Genomic DNA, 17,770 nt, shown 5'->3' on the forward strand with positions numbered 1-17,770 from the left:
ATGGGCGATGAACAGCTTAAATCATCGTCCCAGAAAATGTCTCGGCTTCAAAACGCCGCACCAAGTATTTATGAAGCAGTTACAATCGCATCAACATGTGGTTGCACTTCGAAATTGAATCCGCCTATATCTATTACGGGAATAAACGAATAAAGCAAGGTAAAAAAAATGAGGGCATAGGTCGAGATGCTCGCGTATTTTTGCATCTGGCCGAAAGCCAAAAACTTTATATACAAAGGTGAAATATATTGGTGTGATAGTGCCCCCAATAAAAAAAACGCCAATTCTGTCGGAAAAAACCGGTATGTCCAGGGGTCATGTTCGCCTAAGCCTATATAGAGCAGATAAACCCTTACGCAGAGAGACAGAGCCAATAACATCAGCATAGTGCGTTTTTCCCGCAGAATGAATGGCGCAATAAGATAGAAGCTAAGCTCGACACCTAAGGTCCAAGCTTGTGGCACAAGCAGTGCTGGAAAGAGCACTATTTCGCTCTTCGAAAAATCAGTGGAAAAAACCAGTTGGTGCGCCTCTACCCCAACAAACATCAACCAATCCTGACAAAACAAAACAATATTGGCGAAAATCAGTAGTAAATTTGCGGCGATTGGCGCCTCTCGGTAAATCTTAAAAAATCGACGTCTTTACCCATCCAAAAACCAAACATCAATGTCGCCAGCGTCATCAGAGCAACCACAAAATAGACAGGATAGAGGCGTAAAAATCGATTGATATAAAAAGTCTTCATCCTCAGATATGCTCTCTGTTCAATTAAGACAAATGAAATTAAAAAGCCGGAAATCATGTAGAACAGTTGAACCGCATTGCGTCCACCAACAAGCAAAAAACCATAACAATGTGCGAACACAACGGCAATTGCAAACAAAGTTCTTAATGTTCCCATGTTCCTCTCTCATTCAATAAAGCAAATCGTAATTTGCCAGTTTTCGATACCATTTCGGCCAAGTCAAATGTCCTTGCAATACATAACGCAGACTGGCCTGTTATCGGTAAATTTTAGAATTTTCGCCATTCAAAACTCTGGCAAGTTCATTTCCGATGTAGCGTGACCCTTCAACCGATAAATGATCCCTATCACCATAAGCAACAGCACCATTTACTCTTGCACGACACCAGTTTTGATCACACAAATAAGCAGCCGCATCAAATACTTTGACTTTAGGATAATCTTTAAGTACAGACTCAACCAAACCGCGATACGCACTAAAGCGTGTTCGATAATCAGCCGCCGGTACAGCGCAATTTTCTTTTTTACTTGATAAACTCAAGGGTCTGACGCAGAGATAAGGATCGAAATCCAAATCTGGTATATCAAGAAAGAAAATGATTTCTTTTTTAGTACCATAAAACTGATCCAAAGTCTTACGCAAGCCAATTTCCCATACCCTCTTTCGGTCAGTGATAGTAGGGTCGCTAATTAAAGCAAAAACGTTGTGATCATCCGTATCAAATGAGCTCGGGGCACGCGAAGCTAATACGACGGTATCAATTGTTTTTTCTTGTGCCACAAATTTGGTTGCCTGTATTCCTCCACGGTAGACGTCCATCTCAAACGTGTTCCCGATAGGATAAGTGGCGACATCAACAAAAAGCCTGCCACCCAAATTAACCACGCCGCGCTCATCATTTTTGAGCGCTTCTGCGACACCATAAAACAGCATAGAAGCATGAGAGTCTCCGATGATCGCGATGGATGGTTGCTCGCTGGTTAGTTTGCAATACCGGATAAAACCTGTGAGTCCATATTTTTTCATGCACTGCGAGTGCATTATGGGATCATCACCCTCGATTTGCTCAATACGAGATAAAAACTGCCTCTGCGGAAAACCGTCTTTTTTATAAATGAGCGTTCCACCAAAAAAATAATGCTCATCAAAACCGATAACAACTTTATTTTAGAAAAAGGTAGCGATTTAAATCGAAATGGCACCTCAATAAACTTATATGTCAGCCATGCGAGAGCAATAGAAATCAAAATCCCATACAGTCTGAAGCTGACTGAAGGTGTATCTCCACAAAGAATTCGTAAGAAAGAAAAAATTGGCCAGTGCCATAAATAGAGTGGGAAGCTGATAGCTCCGATAAAAATAGCAATTCGATTTGAAAATAAAAGTCTTTGAGACGGCGAGCGGGATCCCGCAAAAATCAATATAGCTGAGGCTAATACTGGTAATGCCGCCCACCAACCGGGAAATCCATTTTCTTTGTTGATACAAAAAATAGAAAAAACAAGTATTCCAACACCACAAAAAGAAACCAATTTGGATTGAAAATCAGTCAAATTTCGGTTCCGGACATGCGGCTGTAAAGAGGCATATGCCAAGAGACTTCCCGCAGATAGCTCCCAAAACCGCGTTATGGGCGAATAAAAAGCAGCGACAACGTTGACGTTCGTCTCAAAGACATTAAGGACAAATGATGCGATGAATAGAAGAACTATTACCGATGCAACGCTAAACTTTTTTCTCGAGACAAACCACATGAGTAGTGGCCACACAATATAAAACTGTTCCTCGACGCCTAAGCTCCATAAATGCAAGAGCGGTTTTAGCTCGGAATCACGATCAAAATACCCACTTTCACGCCACAAAGTAAAGTTGGAAATAAACCCTACTCCCGACAACGCGTGTTTCCCCAATTGTTTAAATTCATCCGCCAGCAACACATACCAGCCAAACACTAAAGAAATAAAAAGAATCAGAATTAAAGCCGGAAAAATTCTCAAAATACGTCGTGTATAAAAATCTCTGAAACTCAATGTCCCCTGTTCAAGATTTCCAAAAATAATGCTCGATATCAGGAAACCAGAGATAACAAAGAACACATCAACGCCAACAAAACCGCCCTGAAAAAATGTCGGAAAGGCGTGATAAAGCACCACAGACAGTACGGCAAATGCTCTTAATCCATCGATATCAGGACGATATTTAGGATGAAAGAAATGTGGATTGATCATATTTTGAAATCGTTGCATGCATCAACGCAATGGTAATCATGATGACTAGGCTGCTTTATAAAGGTCTCGTTAAAGTGTATTCATAGCAAAAAATAACAACGAGAAAAAAGGCCTGAACCTTGATCAATCCGCAGATTGAACAGAGAACAGACCTTGCTACATTCGCACTCGATTCGAAAAAAAATTGAATCGGCAGATTGAATCAGGTTTTTACGAAAATTTTAAATATGCTTTTAATTGACGCCATTTTTCAATTTGCTCTGGTGATTTCGGTTGGTTCATTGCTTCGCCGACAAATGCTGCGATTAATGCCAAAACCAAACCAATAAACGCTGCCGCGATCGTAATCAAAGCACGTTGAGGTTTAAATTTACGCTCTGGCTCGACCGCTTTATCCAAAACCTGAATCAGCGGTATGGCCTTCGCCTCATCCAATCTGGCAACTTCGTATTGCTTAGCAAGTAATTCATACAGCATCTGGTAGTACTTCACGTCACGTAATAACTGAACGTTGTTGATACCAGTTTCTTTTTGCTTTCCGGCGTTTGCTGGATCGCTATTCTGAGCAACGGTGGCAGCCCCAAAATTTGTAGCAGCACCATTTTCCAATTTTGCAAGCTCGTCCTGCATTCCTAGCAATTCCTGATTCGCCCTTTTGTATTCGGTATTATTTGGAGTTACAAACGCCTGCATTGCTTTTAGTTGGATTTGCTTAGCCGAAATGTTAGCGCGCAGGCGTGTTACCGTCTCCAACACAGCTTTACTCTGCGCATCAACACTTTGGATACCTTTACTATCAATGCCAGTTGAAAGAGCTGACTCAGCAGAGACCATCTTATCTCGTACAAGTTCCAGTTGCTTCTCATAAAACACCCGCCGTTGCGAAGCTTCAGTCAACGCAAACTTACTGGTTAAAACGATCAACTCCTCAACATAAGCATTCGCCATTTTTGCTGCGAAGACTGGATCTTTGTCAATGAACTCGATAGATATCAAACCGTCCTTACCTGCAGCAATGATCGTACTTCCCTCGAGTATTTTTCTCGTGGTCTCCATGAACGGAGCGTCATATTTTTTCTGCAAATCAAATCGCTGAATAATCTTATCTGTAAGAGCCCGACTTTTTAGTAATGAAATATATAAATCATTCGGATTCTTAATTCCAAGGGCAGATCCAGCACCGCCGGCCAGCCCACCTAATTGACTTAACATTGCTGAAGCAGTGGATTGACTCTGTTGGGGCGGCAAAATCTTTGTATCTGCCTTATAACTCTTAGGCAAGACCAGACTAATGATTAAGCCAATAATTCCAAAGGCGAGGGGATAGATAAGAATCTTTTTCTTATGTTTTGCCAGAGTCAGAAAAATGTCCATCATACTGATACCATCTTCATCTTCATCTTCATTTTCATTTTCATGAATTTGAGCCTGTTGTTCTTGATTGAATGATGTCATGCTTATTGTCTCAAACTCTTAATTGCTGCTGCTGTAATACCAAATCCCGAAAGAATTTGCGCCCAATCTTTTAAGCCGTTAGTAAAGGTCTTATAGGCAGACTCTTTATTCAACTTTTCAGGAACAACAATGCTGTCACCCGGCATTAGTTCTGCAGAATTACCACTGGAGAACCACCCGCGTCCAGTAGACGACAAGACCGTACCATTTGCGCGTAATACAAAGACGTTTTCTAAGTCAGCTTCTGATGTTGGGCCGGCATCCGCTAAGTATTTACCGACCGAACCACCTTTGCGCCAAATCATTGATGATTCTTGATTCACCGCACCAAATACATGTACAAAATCAGGACGACTAGGCACAACCAAATGATCACCGTTTTCTAATTTAAGCACAGGCAATGTGTCGAAGTTTTCGTCATTTGCCGCCAGCCCAAACGAAATACGTCCGGTTGCTTTGAGCTCATGCATTTTTGCGATCGCTTGCGCACTTGCTTCTTGTGCTGCCTTCAATTTAGCCGCAATTGCAGCAGGATCTTGGCCGCCACTATCATTTGCTGCTGCCTTCGCATTTTCAGAGCGCATTTGGGATTCCAAACGGCGCACTGCTTTTTCAAGATTGGCTTGTTGTTCTTTACGAACCTGCTCACGATAAAACTCTGTGCCAAACAAATAAGCGTTGGTTGTTGTACCACCAGCCTTTGCAATCAGACTTTGTAAAGTTTCGCCAGGTGACATTTGATAGACACCAGGCACATTGACTTCACCTTCTACACGAGCAAATACCTTACGCTTAGCGATCGGCACTTGAATATCGTTTTGTGAGAACACCGTCACTGAATCGCCAGGCTGCAACAAAACATTATCCGAATTAGCCGGATCTTCCATTGCTTTACCCAGGTTGAATGGGATAAGGCTGACATTCAAGGTATCACGATCAACGCGCTCTATCACGGCGTAATCCCAATTTACATCATCAATCAGGTTACCAATACGGGATGAAATCGAGCTGGTGTCATTCAATCTGAAACGGGTATTATCGCCAAATGCAGGGGACGTATCGCCGTCAGCTTCTTTGCCCTCATAATTTTGACGTTCAATAGACGCCCTCGTCATCAACGCTTCACGATTTGGAATCAAATCACGAATCCGCATACCGGCTTTAAAAGGCACACGCAATTGTTGGCCAACGTTGCCGCGCAAACTAACCGCGTTAGAAAATTCTGGCGTGATTGAAGCAACTGTCAACACGTCACCATTTTTCAGTGTCTTAGCCAACCCCACCTTATTGAGAGCGAAATCCTCAACGCTACGTGGTTGGGATTTGCCCGGTTCAATACGCTCTAAAAATGCACGACGTGGATCTGCAATTACAGGTAAGCCTCCTGCCACTTCCAGCATGCTTGAGAGCGTCTCGTTTGCTGATTTCAATTCATAAACAGCAGGCACATTCACTTTGCCCATCAATGCCACATGACCAAATGCAGGTGGAATATAAATCGTGTCACCATCCTGCAATTTCACGTCATTACTTTTATCACCTTTAGCGAGAAACGTGTACATATCCAGACTACCAACGACCTTGCCGTTACGTTTTACCTGGACATTACGCATAGAACCCGTCGCGCTTGGACCTCCGCTCGCCAGCAACGCTGTTACTAGGGTAGAAAAACCTGACACGGTATAAGAGCCAGGTTTATTCGCCTGACCAACCACATAGACTGTAATGGCACGCAAACGACCAAACGTCACACTCACCGCCACATCACGGTATAACTTTGCGACGGATGATTTAATCACAGCGTCAGCATCACCAGCTTTGACGCCTGCCAAAGTCACAGACCCTATCGTTGGAATATTAATGACGCCGTTTCTATCAACTGTTGCGCGGTAGTCTATATCCACACTACCCCAGGCATGAACCAACACTTCATCACCAGGACCCAAGATATATTCAGACGGCACTGGCGTATTTTGCAATGGGGCAAAACTAGATGGCGTATTTGAAAAAAATTCGCTACCAAAAACGGCCAAGTTTTTGCCAGTCGCGTACTTAATAAAATTTTGAAATTCGCTCGGTTCTACTTTTTTTGGAGGAACGGGACGAATTACTTGGCTGGGATCATCTCCCTCTGGCCGATTTTGTCCTAGAGAACCAGGCTGATTAGAGATTTTTAACGACCGAGTTAATCCGGTCGAATTGCCCATGTAATCTGCGGTTGCTTTAGCATCCGAATTACTTTGAGGATCAGTTTGCTGTGCAAATGTAGCACTAGCTGCAAAAATAGCGAGAATTGGGAGCGTACTCTTCATTGTTCGATGCATAGGTAAGTACTTTTAAAGAGAGTAAAAATAAAAAAAATCAGCTACGGAATTTGTATAACAAAATAAAGGCACCGAACCTTGTCGGTGCCCATACACGCCCATTCGATTTCAAGACATCAAATTTCTGATGTCACCCGTTCTTTTTCGACAGCACATGCTTTGCTATCACCAACGGTCATCCAGCGCCAAATTTTAAAATGCACAATCATGGCATAAAATGTGCGGCAACACAAAATAAACACACACATAAAAAACAAAATCATCGGTGTGTTTGACCAGCACAAGGCAGCGGGAATAATTGAAAATGCTGCCAAACCCCACAAATAAGGTGCAGTCAACGAGTTACGTCTGATCATGTGCTCTGCTTCTTTAGAACCTTTCATGTGACGCACCATGCGCTTATACACCAGAGAGTGCAGATGAATTGCGTCCGGCAAACCGCGAATTACCTTTCGGCGATAAATGGAAAATACCGTTTCCCAGACTGGATAACTGACCAGAAGCAAGGAAAACCAAGGCGAAACCGATGAATTGCATGACCGAGCATCACACAAATCTCGGCCACCATAAAGTCCCATAAGTAAGCTCCGCCATCTCCCGCAAAAATAGTTCCTTTTGGATAGAGTTCCAAAAAAGAAATCCGATAGTCGCTCCAATTAGCGCAATACACTGTCCGATCAGAAAAGTATCGTGTACTTGATAGCTAACGTAAGTAAGCGCTGTCAAAATCATCAAGACGATGCCACCCGCAAGACCATTGAAGCCATCAATAATATTCGTCGCATGGGTAATCCCACCCACCGCAAGCATAATCATGATCGCATTCAAAAAAACATATGTGGTCACTAAATGATCAAATAACGGGACTCCAAGCCTCACTAATTTCGAGTCAAGTAACCACATGCCTAGCAATGCAGCGAAAAAGGCAGCTAGTAAGCGTTTTAATGGGCTGACCTTTTTCGTAAGATCCTCTGCAATATCAGCAAGCCATACAGGAAGAATAGCCAAAATCATCGGCAAACTATCAATTTTCCACTCACCAAAATACAAAATTAACATACCAACCAGTACCCCACCAAAAATAGGAACACCACCTATCCGGGGCGTTGCACCGTGGTGCATTTTTTGTGGTCATGAGCCTACGTGGTCAGTAGTAACATGCTGGTGGGTATGTTTAAAAACAATAAGTCCAAAGCATAGCAACCAAGAAAAAACAATGGAAGATGACAGCACTTTAATCATAGAAATCTTCTTTTACTTTAATACTTAACATCAAAGGTTAAATTCAATTACACATTTAATCCAAAATGTTTGTAATTACGTCTAACATCTTATTTAGAGCAACATGACCCAACAAAAAATAAGCGATCCGATAACTATCAGAACTAAATGGAATTGCAGAAAAAAGAACTTCACAACTCAAATATCTGATGTAACTGGTAATGCATTGCAGCCTAGCGCCTTGTTGACAATTTATTCAAATCAAAAAAGGACATTGAAGGCTCATGGATCTGACGATAATTCATCTATGCATTACCAAAAAAATTAAGCATTTTCCAATTTGAATATCCCATATTTCATCTTATTTGCTGCCCATATCATTTCAAAACTCAACCACATTGTGGGTACAAACCACAAAATATCTGAATAAAAAATTAATATTGACAATACAATACTTATTGTAAGGCATTTATTCAGCAATAAATTTGCTTTCGAAACACCGGCCCGTCGTAAAGTGCGCCTGACAACATTAAAATAAATTACCAAAATAACAATAGACAACAAAGAAAGCTGAGAAATAAAAGCAAACAACCCAGAATTAATCTCCCCCAGCCCAGGCGCTGTTCTCAAAGAACTGCCGCTGTATCCGATGCCCAAGGGAAAAGTGCTCAAGTATTCAATGAACAAACCAATACTTCTTCCACCGCCAGAACTCTCATCACCATTAATAGCAATACTGTATATTTTATCAACTATTCCATTGAAAACTTCCCAATAATTGATTAACAGCGCACATACTAGCGCAAACATAAAGGTGAGACCCAAAATAGCCTTTGCACCGCTTATCCGACTCCGAAATTTAATCAACGCTAGCACACAGAAAACAACAAAGAACACTTGGCTGGAAGCGGAAATATTGATCAAAGTAACAAAACAAAGCAGCACAAATGGTAATTTCCAACGATATTTCAGTAAGGTATATAAAAAAAATGGAAACAAAGGCGCCATAAACTTGCCAAAATGTCCGCGTTCAATCGAGACAGAACCAAATGATGGTACCCCAACAAATCCCGCATCAATATATGTGCCATAGGGTAAGGTTCCGCTTAACAAAACCAGTCCTTGCCATAAATAAATCAATAAAGCAAATACGCCCACGGAAACCAAACCCTTAACTAGAAAGTCAAGGTTTGGGGGAGTTAAAAACTGACCAATAATTAAAATATTACCCGCCAATACTGCAATCTTGGCGGTTACAGATATCCTCGTAATTAAAGCGCCAGGCGCTTCATTAATTTCTGGATAAATCAAAGAAACAAAAAAATTATGAAAAACACAAATAACAAACACAAGAATTAGGGAGTTAAAAATAGGACTAGTCTTACTCTCTTTTAAAAAATCAACTTTCCCCGAAACTAAAGCCACCAAAATAGCCAACACACCGAACACTTCGCCAATTTTTAAACTAGCTATATCAAACGCTGGGTTAGTATAAAGCGTAAAGAAAAAATATAAGGAAGAAAATCGAAATTCAATAGGCAATTTCTTGTTTCGAAAAACAATAATTGCTACCAGGATAAAGAATATCCAACTAAAAGTGAAATGTACGCCCTGGAGTTGACTCCAATATCCATCAAAAATGAATTCAAAAAGACTCACAAATGGATAGCGATTTTCCTCTAAATTATCTAGCATTAATAATATATTTCATGAATGTGTGAGACCAACAAAGTCAACTTTCAATAATTGCAATTAAAAACTCATTGTAAATGTCTATTTTAGAAACGTAAGTTCTTAGCGTTTTACAAATTGCACTACTTTACTAAGATTTTTCCAGGCAATGGCAAGCACCCCGCCAATTCGATTTCTTTTCATTACCAAATAATCCTCTTTGGTCTTCATCCAAATTGACTTCAATGAGCGGTTACTGATCCCACCAACTCGCATACGAACTAAAAGTTCAGGGATATATGCAACCTTAATTTTATTTGTGCCTAAAAAACGCAAAACAGTATCATAGTCTGCTGCAATCCGGTAGCGAGTATCAAAACCGCCCAATTGTTCATACACCGAGCGACGGACATAAAAAGTCGGATGCGGAGGCATCCAACCATAGGACAAAGCACCCTGGCTAAAGGCACCAGAGCGCCAATATCTGACGACCTGCTTAATATCCTCGTGTTTCACATAAACCAAATCGCCATATACCGCGTCGACCTCAGCATCTTCAAATGCACGAGCGACTTTCTCGAGCACATGCGTGTCTTGATAAAGGTCATCTGAGTGTAAAAAACCAACAATGTCACCTGTTGATTCTTTGATACCTTTGTTAAGAGCATCGTAAATACCACGATCTTTTTCGCTAATCAATTTACCCAAACGAGGTCTGAACGATTCCAGAATAGCGAGCGTCCCGTCCGTTGATGCCCCATCAATAACGACAGATTCAACCTCTGGATACGACTGAGACAGTACTGATTCTATTGCTTGGGCAATTGTTTTCTGGCAGTTATAGACTGCCGTAATTACAGAAATTTTTACCATTTATTATTCTCAATCATTAACTTAAACTTCGATATATTGCGAGGGTCTGTTGGTGTGTTTTGTCCCACGAATAGTTTTGAGCAACTGCAAGTCCTCTAGCAATAAATGCGGCTCGCTCAGCTGACCTGGTAGAATTGACTGCCTCAGAGACTAGCTTAGGATCAGATTCGGGAACAAGTAATAATGCGTCTTTACCAACTTCCGTGACTGCTTTGCAGTCAATACTAACAACCGGGCATCCAGCTCGCATCGCCTCAACAACCGGAATACCAAATCCTTCATATTTTGATGGATAAACCAGACATACAGCTTGGTTATATAGTAGATTGAGTGCTACATCGTCGACAAAACCCATATGCCTTACGCGATTTTTCACATCGCTAGTGATACCATCAAATTCAGCCGCCTCAAACGCGCCGCCTCCGACACAACGTAACTCCATATCAGGTAAAAAACTCATAGTTTGCAACACCAATTGAAAATTTTTGTACCCAGCGCGCTGTCCTACAAATAGGATAAATGGCTTAGGTATATTTTTTTGATCCAAAACATGAAAATGATCAGACACGCCATTATGAACAACGTAAATCTCTTGCCCAGGCGCTTCTCCTACAAATTCCAGCAAATCATCCTTGGTTGCCTGAGAAATACAGATTATCGCTTGCGCTGATCTTATTGCCGCATTTTTTTGCATCGAATGAACCCACTTTTTCGCACCCGAAGCATAACGCTCATAGACAAAATCATGTACCGTCACGACAGTAGGAACCGACAAACTTGGCTTACGATAATAGCTAGAATGAAAAACAGATATATCATCGTTAATCAAACAAGAACGGTAACGCTCCAAGGTCCTATGCTGTTGGGAGTGAAGGCTTACTGGTGCTCCAAATTCTGCACGTTCTCCGACTTGGTTTTCACAAAACAAAGTGGTCTCGACATCTTGTGAAATCAAGTAGTTTATTAACTCCCTGAAATAAACAGTGATTCCACCGTTTTTCTGCAGTGAAAAAATAATCGCGTCCAAACCTAGCATCTTCAAACTCTCTTTACCTTTGACAAACCACTAACCAATCAACTTTGATGACCGGAGACCCAAACAGTCGACGCACGATTAATAAAAGAATGAGCCTAATTATTTCTTCGCAGCATTTGTGACGATGTCTACATATCGCTTCCCAAACATAGAGAGACGCTCCAGATAATTTGAAGAAATTACTTCTTCTGACGCATATTCTGCTTGCTGCTGCACTCTTTCGTTGAGTAAATCAGCTAAAGCTTCAGGATCATCAACGTCAAAAAATGCCCCAACCTGTGCAGCCTGCTCTTTATGGACGCTAATGTTTGATAACAATAACTTCTGATGAAATGTTTTTGCCTCTTCAACGGTGGTGCTCCAACCTTCAAACTTAGACGGATTAATGACCGCAGAGGCATAGCGCATCAAGGATTGCAGATCTGAATAGGGAATCATCCCTAGTACTTTAAAAAGTCCAGAAACACCACGTTGCTCGCAATAGTCCATGAGTCGCTGAAAATATTCAGGCTTGCGTCCATCAAAGGTTTTGCCAGAGCATGCGACCGTTACTTCTATACCTTCTTCTTTTAAGATAGCCAGAGCGTCTATGACCAAGCGGTGATTTTTGTTACTCCAAAATTGATTGGGTAAATAAAAATATTTTTCAGGCAGATCATACTTTTTGCGGATAGTTTCCCGGGGCTGAATCCTGGCAAAATCAACCGGATTTGAAACGAATTGCAAGACGTGTTTGGGTATTTGACACCAAGGAGCAAAGTTGTATAAATCTTTCAATGCATCGTTACTGCTGACAATAATTCCATCTGCGTTTTTACATGCGGAACGATAGCGTTGTTCTGCCCATTTGATGTGCTTTGGCTCCCAATATTCTGGTAAATGCATGAACTGAAAATCATAAAGCCAGGGTAGGCATTTGATCGGAGAGTTACGACCAAGATGTCCAGAGTGTGAAAGAATATCTATATGATGCTTGCCTAGAAGTTGCTTCAACAAGGGATCTGAATCAAGTTTTCTGATCGTGAATTGGCGCAATAACCATAGAGGATGCATGCGATCCATCAGAGGCGTACGAATGACCTCCAACTCAGGGAACTCTTCTGGCAACGATGTGACAGTTTTTTTTCCGGTGACAAAAACGAGCTTAATTCCTGCGTCTTCAATATGTCGCAAAGCACCGAAAAGACTGGCAAAATAATTTTTCCCACCCAGCCAATCCTGATCATTAAAATTATAGGCAATTGCAACCCGAATCATTATCTTTTTCCTTCTGAATTATGCCACCCGACATAACGAGACAGGCCATCTTGTAAATTAACTGTTGGATACCAATCAAGCTTTTCATGCGCCGTTGAACAATTGGATGTCAAGCGCTTCGGATTACCAGTATGCACCTCGTTATTAAATTTCGGGAAAAGTGACGAATTTTTCATTTGCGCCAATATCGTCAATACTTCATTCGTTGTCGCATGCACGTTACCACCATTGTAAACCGCAAAACTTTCTTGCTGCAAAGCTGCTGCTTTGCATAGTAAATCAGCCGCATCATCAACGTGAATCCAGTCACGAAGTTCGTTTCCTGTTCCGAAAAAGTCACACCGACCTGCTGAAAACTTATTGAGTGCGTCCCACAACAGTTGCTTTCTCAAACCGTCGCCATACACGGAAAAGAGCCGGACGACGCTGACACTCAATCCAAAATATTTGCTATACGACTCACAAATATTTTCAGAGGCCATTTTATGAAATCCATAGGGAGATATCGGCATGCGTGGTGACGACTCAAAAAAATCAACATCCCCCTGATCGCCATACACGGCAGCACTAGATGCCACAACAACCCGCACTCCACCAACTTTGGACAGCCGAACAAACTCTAAAACCATCGCTGTACTGGTTACTGTGCGCTCAAAATCTTTGTAGGGGTCACTATAGGATGCAGAAACCGCCCCACCGCCAGCACAATGAACGATACTCAGAGGATATTGATCACCGACCAGCAATTGAAGATTTTCCAAGGATACGTCAGCGTTGAGCCATTTCGTCACGCCAAACTGTTGAAATTCAGAAGGCTGCCAATCGCCATGCCCTATTCCATAGACAGTCCAGCCCGTTGCTGCCATCTTTTTACATACGGCTCTTCCGATAAAACCGGCAGCGCCAGTAACAACGGCTATTTTGTTCAATGCGTTTGAATTTTCAAAAACCATGAGTATTCAGTTAAGGTTGGTATCTAGAGCACTAGTGAATTCTTCTATTGTCGGCAGGCGCTGCAAATGTGTCTGTATCAAAGCATCTAACTCACTTTCCTGGCAACTCACAGGTTCCCATTCTCGCGTATTCCAATTGAATAGCTTCAGTATTTTTGCCGGACTCCCCGCAGCCAGGCAAAGCGGCGGAAGCGATTTTCTTATACTTGAATTGGCGGCGACCACTGTACCAAAACCGATTCGCACATTCCCTATGATGCTTGAACCCGTGCCAATCCAGGTATTTGGTTCTAAAATAATCCGTCCATAAGAAACGACCTTGGCTTTCGCATAGGGCATCGTCGGGTCGTGGTATTCATGTCCTGCCCCTAAAAAGTTACAAGAAGCACCGACTAAGCTGTCGCGACCAATGTCGATTAAATGCCCAGAAGAGAAATAACAATTTTGACCAACGAAGGCACGTTCACCAACGTAAATTTGTGCATTGTTCGTTAATTTATTTACATGTAACAGTGTTCCGCGCTGAATTTGAGCATCGCGTTGTACGCAGACCAGACTCCAAAAATTGGACTCAACCCCCCTTGCAATGTAAGAGGACATCTTAGCCCAAGCAAAACGTCCAAGAAAATCCTCCAGACTGCTTTTCGATCTGAAGTAATTGATTCCCAATTTAAGAGATATGGGTATTTTTTTTTTCCAGTTCATATACTGATTTCTAGCGTGAATGCTGCATGGATGTTTATTCCTTAGAGATACCTAATGGAGTGGCAACTGCGCCACCAACGATGGTGTAAGAAGGAACGTCTTTACTAACAATTGCTCCTGCCGCAACGATAGCTCCCTTCCCTATTCTAACGCCCCGCATAATCATCGCTCCGGATCCTATCCATGCGTCATCTTCAATAAAGACAGGTTCCTTTTTTAGATTCCCAATATTCGCTCTTTTACCTAAAGTCGCCTCTAAAAAATGAGCATGCCTTTCAGATGCGCTCAAGCTGTGCGATGGACAATCGTAGATATTGACATTGTGAGAAATCAATACCCTGTTACCGATCGATATACACTCACCACTCCACACACGCGTTCCTGGACCAACAAAACAATAATCTCCGATTTGAATTTGACCGCCATCTGCATAAACTAATAATTCGCCCGCTACCACACTATGCTCACCGATCGAAATCGCTTCAATGCTTTTCGAATTATTGATGACCGAAGACGTTTTTGGAAAACGTGTTGTTGCTTTCGATAGACAAGCGCCACGCATTAAAGGTTCGTGCAAAAGCATCTGCAATTTATTAACAACTTTTTGAATGAAGCGCATAAAGCAAACCTGTAAAAATAATAAGTTCAAGCTGGTTTAATCGAACTTTTCATATGCCTGTCAATAAATACAAGACACGGCACCAAAGATAAAAAGAGAAAGCTGATACAAGATACGATTGGAACAACAATGACGCCGAAAGTAGGTAGTAGCATTACTTTACATAGCATTGATATAGCCGCCGAAATACCGCCGGTAATTAAGACGATACGATTTGCATGGCTCGCAAACATATAGACAGAAATTGATCCGCCTACCGATTCAACGACGCGCCATATACACATCGCCGCACCAAGCATCATAGGTGCAACTAAATGTCCCCTTGATAATAGATGTATCAATGGGCCTAGAAATACCAGAATGCCTACTGATACTGCTGTGGCAGCAAAAATTATACGTAAGGTACTTACTTTTAAAGTTTTAATCGCCCAGTGATAATCAGCTCGCCCCAAAGCATCGCCATAAGCAACCCACAATGGGCCGGTGACCACTGAGACTGCAACTGCAACGATACTAAACAAACGATCTGAAAGTGAATAGACGGATACTTGTTCCGCACCGATAAATCTTGCGACCAACAACGTGTCTGCTGTATAGCTTAATGTGAACACAACCTGCAACATTAAGTAGAAAACTGAATCGTGCAACAAAAATATCAGTGCCCCCAAATTCACGCTAGCTAGATTCGGTCGTATCAGAGCTTTATTTTTATAATACAAATAGCCGTTGACGACGCCACAAATAATTGTCCCGGTCATCATTCCACAAATTATGAAGGGGACGCTAAAACCTAAATAGGCGGCAGCACCACCACTGCAAAAATTTACGATAGATGCAATAGCTTGCCAATTATTTGCAACATGACCATCCTGGAGTCCAAGCTGAATTTTTGAAAGTAAGGTGAGCGGCAATGTCAAACCAAAAAAACAGAAAAACGTCATCATCGCTGTCGTTCCCTCTCGTTGAACGATTTCCGAACTACTCTTGAATATGTAGGCTCCAATTTCTAAATAGTTAATCGCAAACGCCACAATAAAAATCAGTAATGCCATACAAATGGTTATACAAAAACCATTTGCTTGTAACTCGCGAACACGCTTAAAGTCACCTGCTCCCGACTCTCTAGAAAGAGCAGTAATCAAGCTACCACCGACGCCCAAATCAGCAATATTCAAAAAACCTAACAATGACAAAACTGTCATCAACACGCCATATCGCTCGGAACCCAGATGCGGCACAGCAATCCACGCGATCATTAGCGTAGGCAAAAACATTGCCGCTTTGGCGACAATTCCGGTCAAGGCTGTTCGAGTAATTTGGCGGCGGCGGGCGTTATTCTGCAAATCGGCCGAGACAACCTTAGTTGTCATGACAATCATCCATTTTTTGGGAATAAAAAAGAACTTGCTGGAAATATAACTGCAACATTGATGAGCACCATATTATTTGTTCTCCTTCAATATTTATCGGAGGAGAACATCTACTTGCCAGGTCGAAGTAAAAGTACTTCAACGCTGCAGGAAATCGCTTCTACGCTTATTCAACACTCACTGCAACGTCATACCCGCTTTGCTTCAATAACGCATGTTGGCGCGCTTTGTCGAGGTCATGCGCAACCATTTCTTCAACCAACTGATCGAGTGTAATTTCAGGAACCCAATTCAATTTTTGTTTTGCCTTGCTTGGATCACCCAGCAAGGTTTCTACTTCAGCAGGGCGGAAATAGCGTACATCAACCTGAACTAAAACATCACCCACTTTTAAAGCAGGCGCTTTATCACCATTAATGGCAGCGACATAGCCTTTTTCATCGACTCCCTCACCTTTCCAGGAAATAGTGATGCCGAGCTGTGCCGCGCTCTTCTCAATAAACTGTCTGACAGAATATTGAACGCCTGTTGCAATAACAAAATCTTCTGGCTGATCTTGCTGCAGCATCATCCATTGCATACGTACATAGTCTTTCGCATGACCCCAATCACGAAGCGCATCCATATTCCCCATGTACAAACATTTTTCCAAACCTTGTGCAATATTGGAGAGGCCACGGGTAATTTTACGAGTTACAAAAGTTTCTCCGCGGCGCGGACTTTCGTGGTTAAACAAAATACCGTTACATGCATACATGCCATAAGCCTCGCGGTAATTCACAGTGATCCAATACGCATACATCTTTGCAACCGCGTACGGGCTTCTCGGGTAAAAAGGCGTAGTTTCTTTTTGTGGAATCTCTTGCACCAGGCCATACAGCTCGGAAGTCGATGCTTGATAGAAACGAGTTTTTTTCTCCAGGCCTAAAATACGAATTGCCTCGAGAATACGTAATGTACCCATGCCATCAACATCGGCGGTGTATTCTGGGCTTTCAAAACTCACTGCAACGTGGCTCTGCGCACCCAGGTTATAAATCTCATCAGGTTGAGTCTGCTGAATAATACGAATCAGATTACTACTGTCACTCAAATCGCCGTAGTGCAAGACAAAATTGCGATGATCAATATGAGGATCTTGATAAACATGATCTACACGTTGCGTATTAAAGGAACTTGCACGACGCTTAATGCCGTGAACGATATATCCTTTTTCCAATAAAAACTCGGCCAAGTACGAACCATCTTGACCAGTAACACCCGTGATTAACGCAACTTTTTGTTTAGTATTCATAATGTATATTCGCTA

Annotated in this window: 18 protein-coding genes and 1 pseudogene; 1 reads left to right on the forward strand and 18 read right to left on the reverse strand. The window is 42.0% G+C overall.

Features of this window, described 5'->3' with window-relative positions; translation table 11 throughout:
- Positions 1-118: pseudogene (locus ACO0K1_RS16420) on the forward strand (IS30 family transposase); the annotation flags it as partial.
- Here ACO0K1_RS16420 and ACO0K1_RS16425 read toward each other — a convergent pair.
- The 18 genes from ACO0K1_RS16425 to gmd all read right to left on the reverse strand — a co-directional run bounded on the left by ACO0K1_RS16425 (position 69) and on the right by gmd (position 17,755).
- On the reverse strand, positions 69-548 hold the full coding sequence (locus tag ACO0K1_RS16425) for a hypothetical protein (protein ID WP_423027715.1): 480 nt from the start codon (positions 546-548) through the stop codon (positions 69-71). The pseudogene ACO0K1_RS16420 and the gene ACO0K1_RS16425 sit on opposite strands and share 50 nt — an antisense overlap.
- A gap of 38 nt (positions 549-586) precedes the next feature.
- Positions 587-904 carry an acyltransferase family protein gene (locus ACO0K1_RS16430; protein WP_423027655.1) on the reverse strand — a complete coding sequence of 106 codons (318 nt, stop codon included), beginning with the start codon at positions 902-904 and terminating at the stop codon, positions 587-589.
- Positions 905-1,004: 100 nt separating this feature from the next.
- Complete coding sequence (locus tag ACO0K1_RS16435; protein ID WP_423027657.1) at positions 1,005-1,775, reverse strand: SGNH hydrolase domain-containing protein; 771 nt, start codon at positions 1,773-1,775, stop codon at positions 1,005-1,007.
- A gap of 14 nt (positions 1,776-1,789) precedes the next feature.
- Complete coding sequence (locus ACO0K1_RS16440) at positions 1,790-2,977, reverse strand: acyltransferase family protein (protein ID WP_423027659.1); 1,188 nt, start codon at positions 2,975-2,977, stop codon at positions 1,790-1,792.
- 210 nt (positions 2,978-3,187) lie between these two features.
- A complete protein-coding gene (locus ACO0K1_RS16445) occupies positions 3,188-4,432 on the reverse strand; it encodes a GumC family protein (RefSeq protein ID WP_423027661.1) in 1,245 nt (414 codons plus the stop codon).
- A gap of 2 nt (positions 4,433-4,434) precedes the next feature.
- Entirely contained in the window at positions 4,435-6,744 is a 2,310-nt protein-coding gene (locus tag ACO0K1_RS16450; RefSeq protein WP_423027663.1) for an SLBB domain-containing protein, read from the reverse strand.
- A gap of 128 nt (positions 6,745-6,872) precedes the next feature.
- On the reverse strand, positions 6,873-7,139 hold the full coding sequence (locus ACO0K1_RS16455; protein ID WP_423027665.1) for a hypothetical protein: 267 nt from the start codon (positions 7,137-7,139) through the stop codon (positions 6,873-6,875).
- Between the two features lie 16 nt (positions 7,140-7,155).
- Positions 7,156-7,293, reverse strand: coding sequence for a hypothetical protein (locus ACO0K1_RS16460; protein WP_423027667.1), 138 nt, complete (start codon positions 7,291-7,293; stop codon positions 7,156-7,158).
- Between the two features lie 9 nt (positions 7,294-7,302).
- Complete coding sequence (locus ACO0K1_RS16465) at positions 7,303-7,878, reverse strand: MraY family glycosyltransferase (RefSeq protein ID WP_423027669.1); 576 nt, start codon at positions 7,876-7,878, stop codon at positions 7,303-7,305.
- Positions 7,879-8,301: 423 nt separating this feature from the next.
- Positions 8,302-9,672: a hypothetical protein gene (locus tag ACO0K1_RS16470; protein ID WP_423027671.1), complete on the reverse strand. Its 1,371-nt coding sequence runs from the start codon at positions 9,670-9,672 to the stop codon at positions 8,302-8,304.
- Between the two features lie 99 nt (positions 9,673-9,771).
- Positions 9,772-10,521, reverse strand: a complete 750-nt coding sequence (locus ACO0K1_RS16475) for a glycosyltransferase family 2 protein (protein WP_423027673.1) — start codon at positions 10,519-10,521, stop codon at positions 9,772-9,774.
- Positions 10,522-10,537: 16 nt separating this feature from the next.
- Positions 10,538-11,557 carry a glycosyltransferase family 4 protein gene (locus tag ACO0K1_RS16480; protein WP_423027675.1) on the reverse strand — a complete coding sequence of 340 codons (1,020 nt, stop codon included), beginning with the start codon at positions 11,555-11,557 and terminating at the stop codon, positions 10,538-10,540.
- Between the two features lie 99 nt (positions 11,558-11,656).
- On the reverse strand, positions 11,657-12,814 hold the full coding sequence (locus ACO0K1_RS16485) for a glycosyltransferase family 4 protein (RefSeq protein ID WP_423027677.1): 1,158 nt from the start codon (positions 12,812-12,814) through the stop codon (positions 11,657-11,659).
- On the reverse strand, positions 12,814-13,767 hold the full coding sequence (locus tag ACO0K1_RS16490; RefSeq protein WP_423027679.1) for an NAD-dependent epimerase/dehydratase family protein: 954 nt from the start codon (positions 13,765-13,767) through the stop codon (positions 12,814-12,816). The genes ACO0K1_RS16485 and ACO0K1_RS16490 overlap by 1 nt, the downstream gene beginning before the upstream one ends.
- A gap of 6 nt (positions 13,768-13,773) precedes the next feature.
- Entirely contained in the window at positions 13,774-14,367 is a 594-nt protein-coding gene (locus ACO0K1_RS16495; RefSeq protein ID WP_423027681.1) for an acyltransferase, read from the reverse strand.
- Positions 14,368-14,506: 139 nt separating this feature from the next.
- Entirely contained in the window at positions 14,507-15,091 is a 585-nt protein-coding gene (locus tag ACO0K1_RS16500) for an acyltransferase (protein ID WP_423027683.1), read from the reverse strand.
- A gap of 26 nt (positions 15,092-15,117) precedes the next feature.
- A complete protein-coding gene (locus ACO0K1_RS16505; RefSeq protein WP_423027685.1) occupies positions 15,118-16,470 on the reverse strand; it encodes a lipopolysaccharide biosynthesis protein in 1,353 nt (450 codons plus the stop codon).
- 157 nt (positions 16,471-16,627) lie between these two features.
- Positions 16,628-17,755: a GDP-mannose 4,6-dehydratase gene (gmd, locus tag ACO0K1_RS16510; protein ID WP_423027687.1), complete on the reverse strand. Its 1,128-nt coding sequence runs from the start codon at positions 17,753-17,755 to the stop codon at positions 16,628-16,630.
- Positions 17,756-17,770: the final 15 nt, after the last annotated feature.

Source organism: Undibacterium sp. SXout20W (assembly GCF_049340285.1).
In the GTDB taxonomy this organism is placed as follows: Bacteria; Pseudomonadota; Gammaproteobacteria; order Burkholderiales; family Burkholderiaceae_D; genus Undibacterium.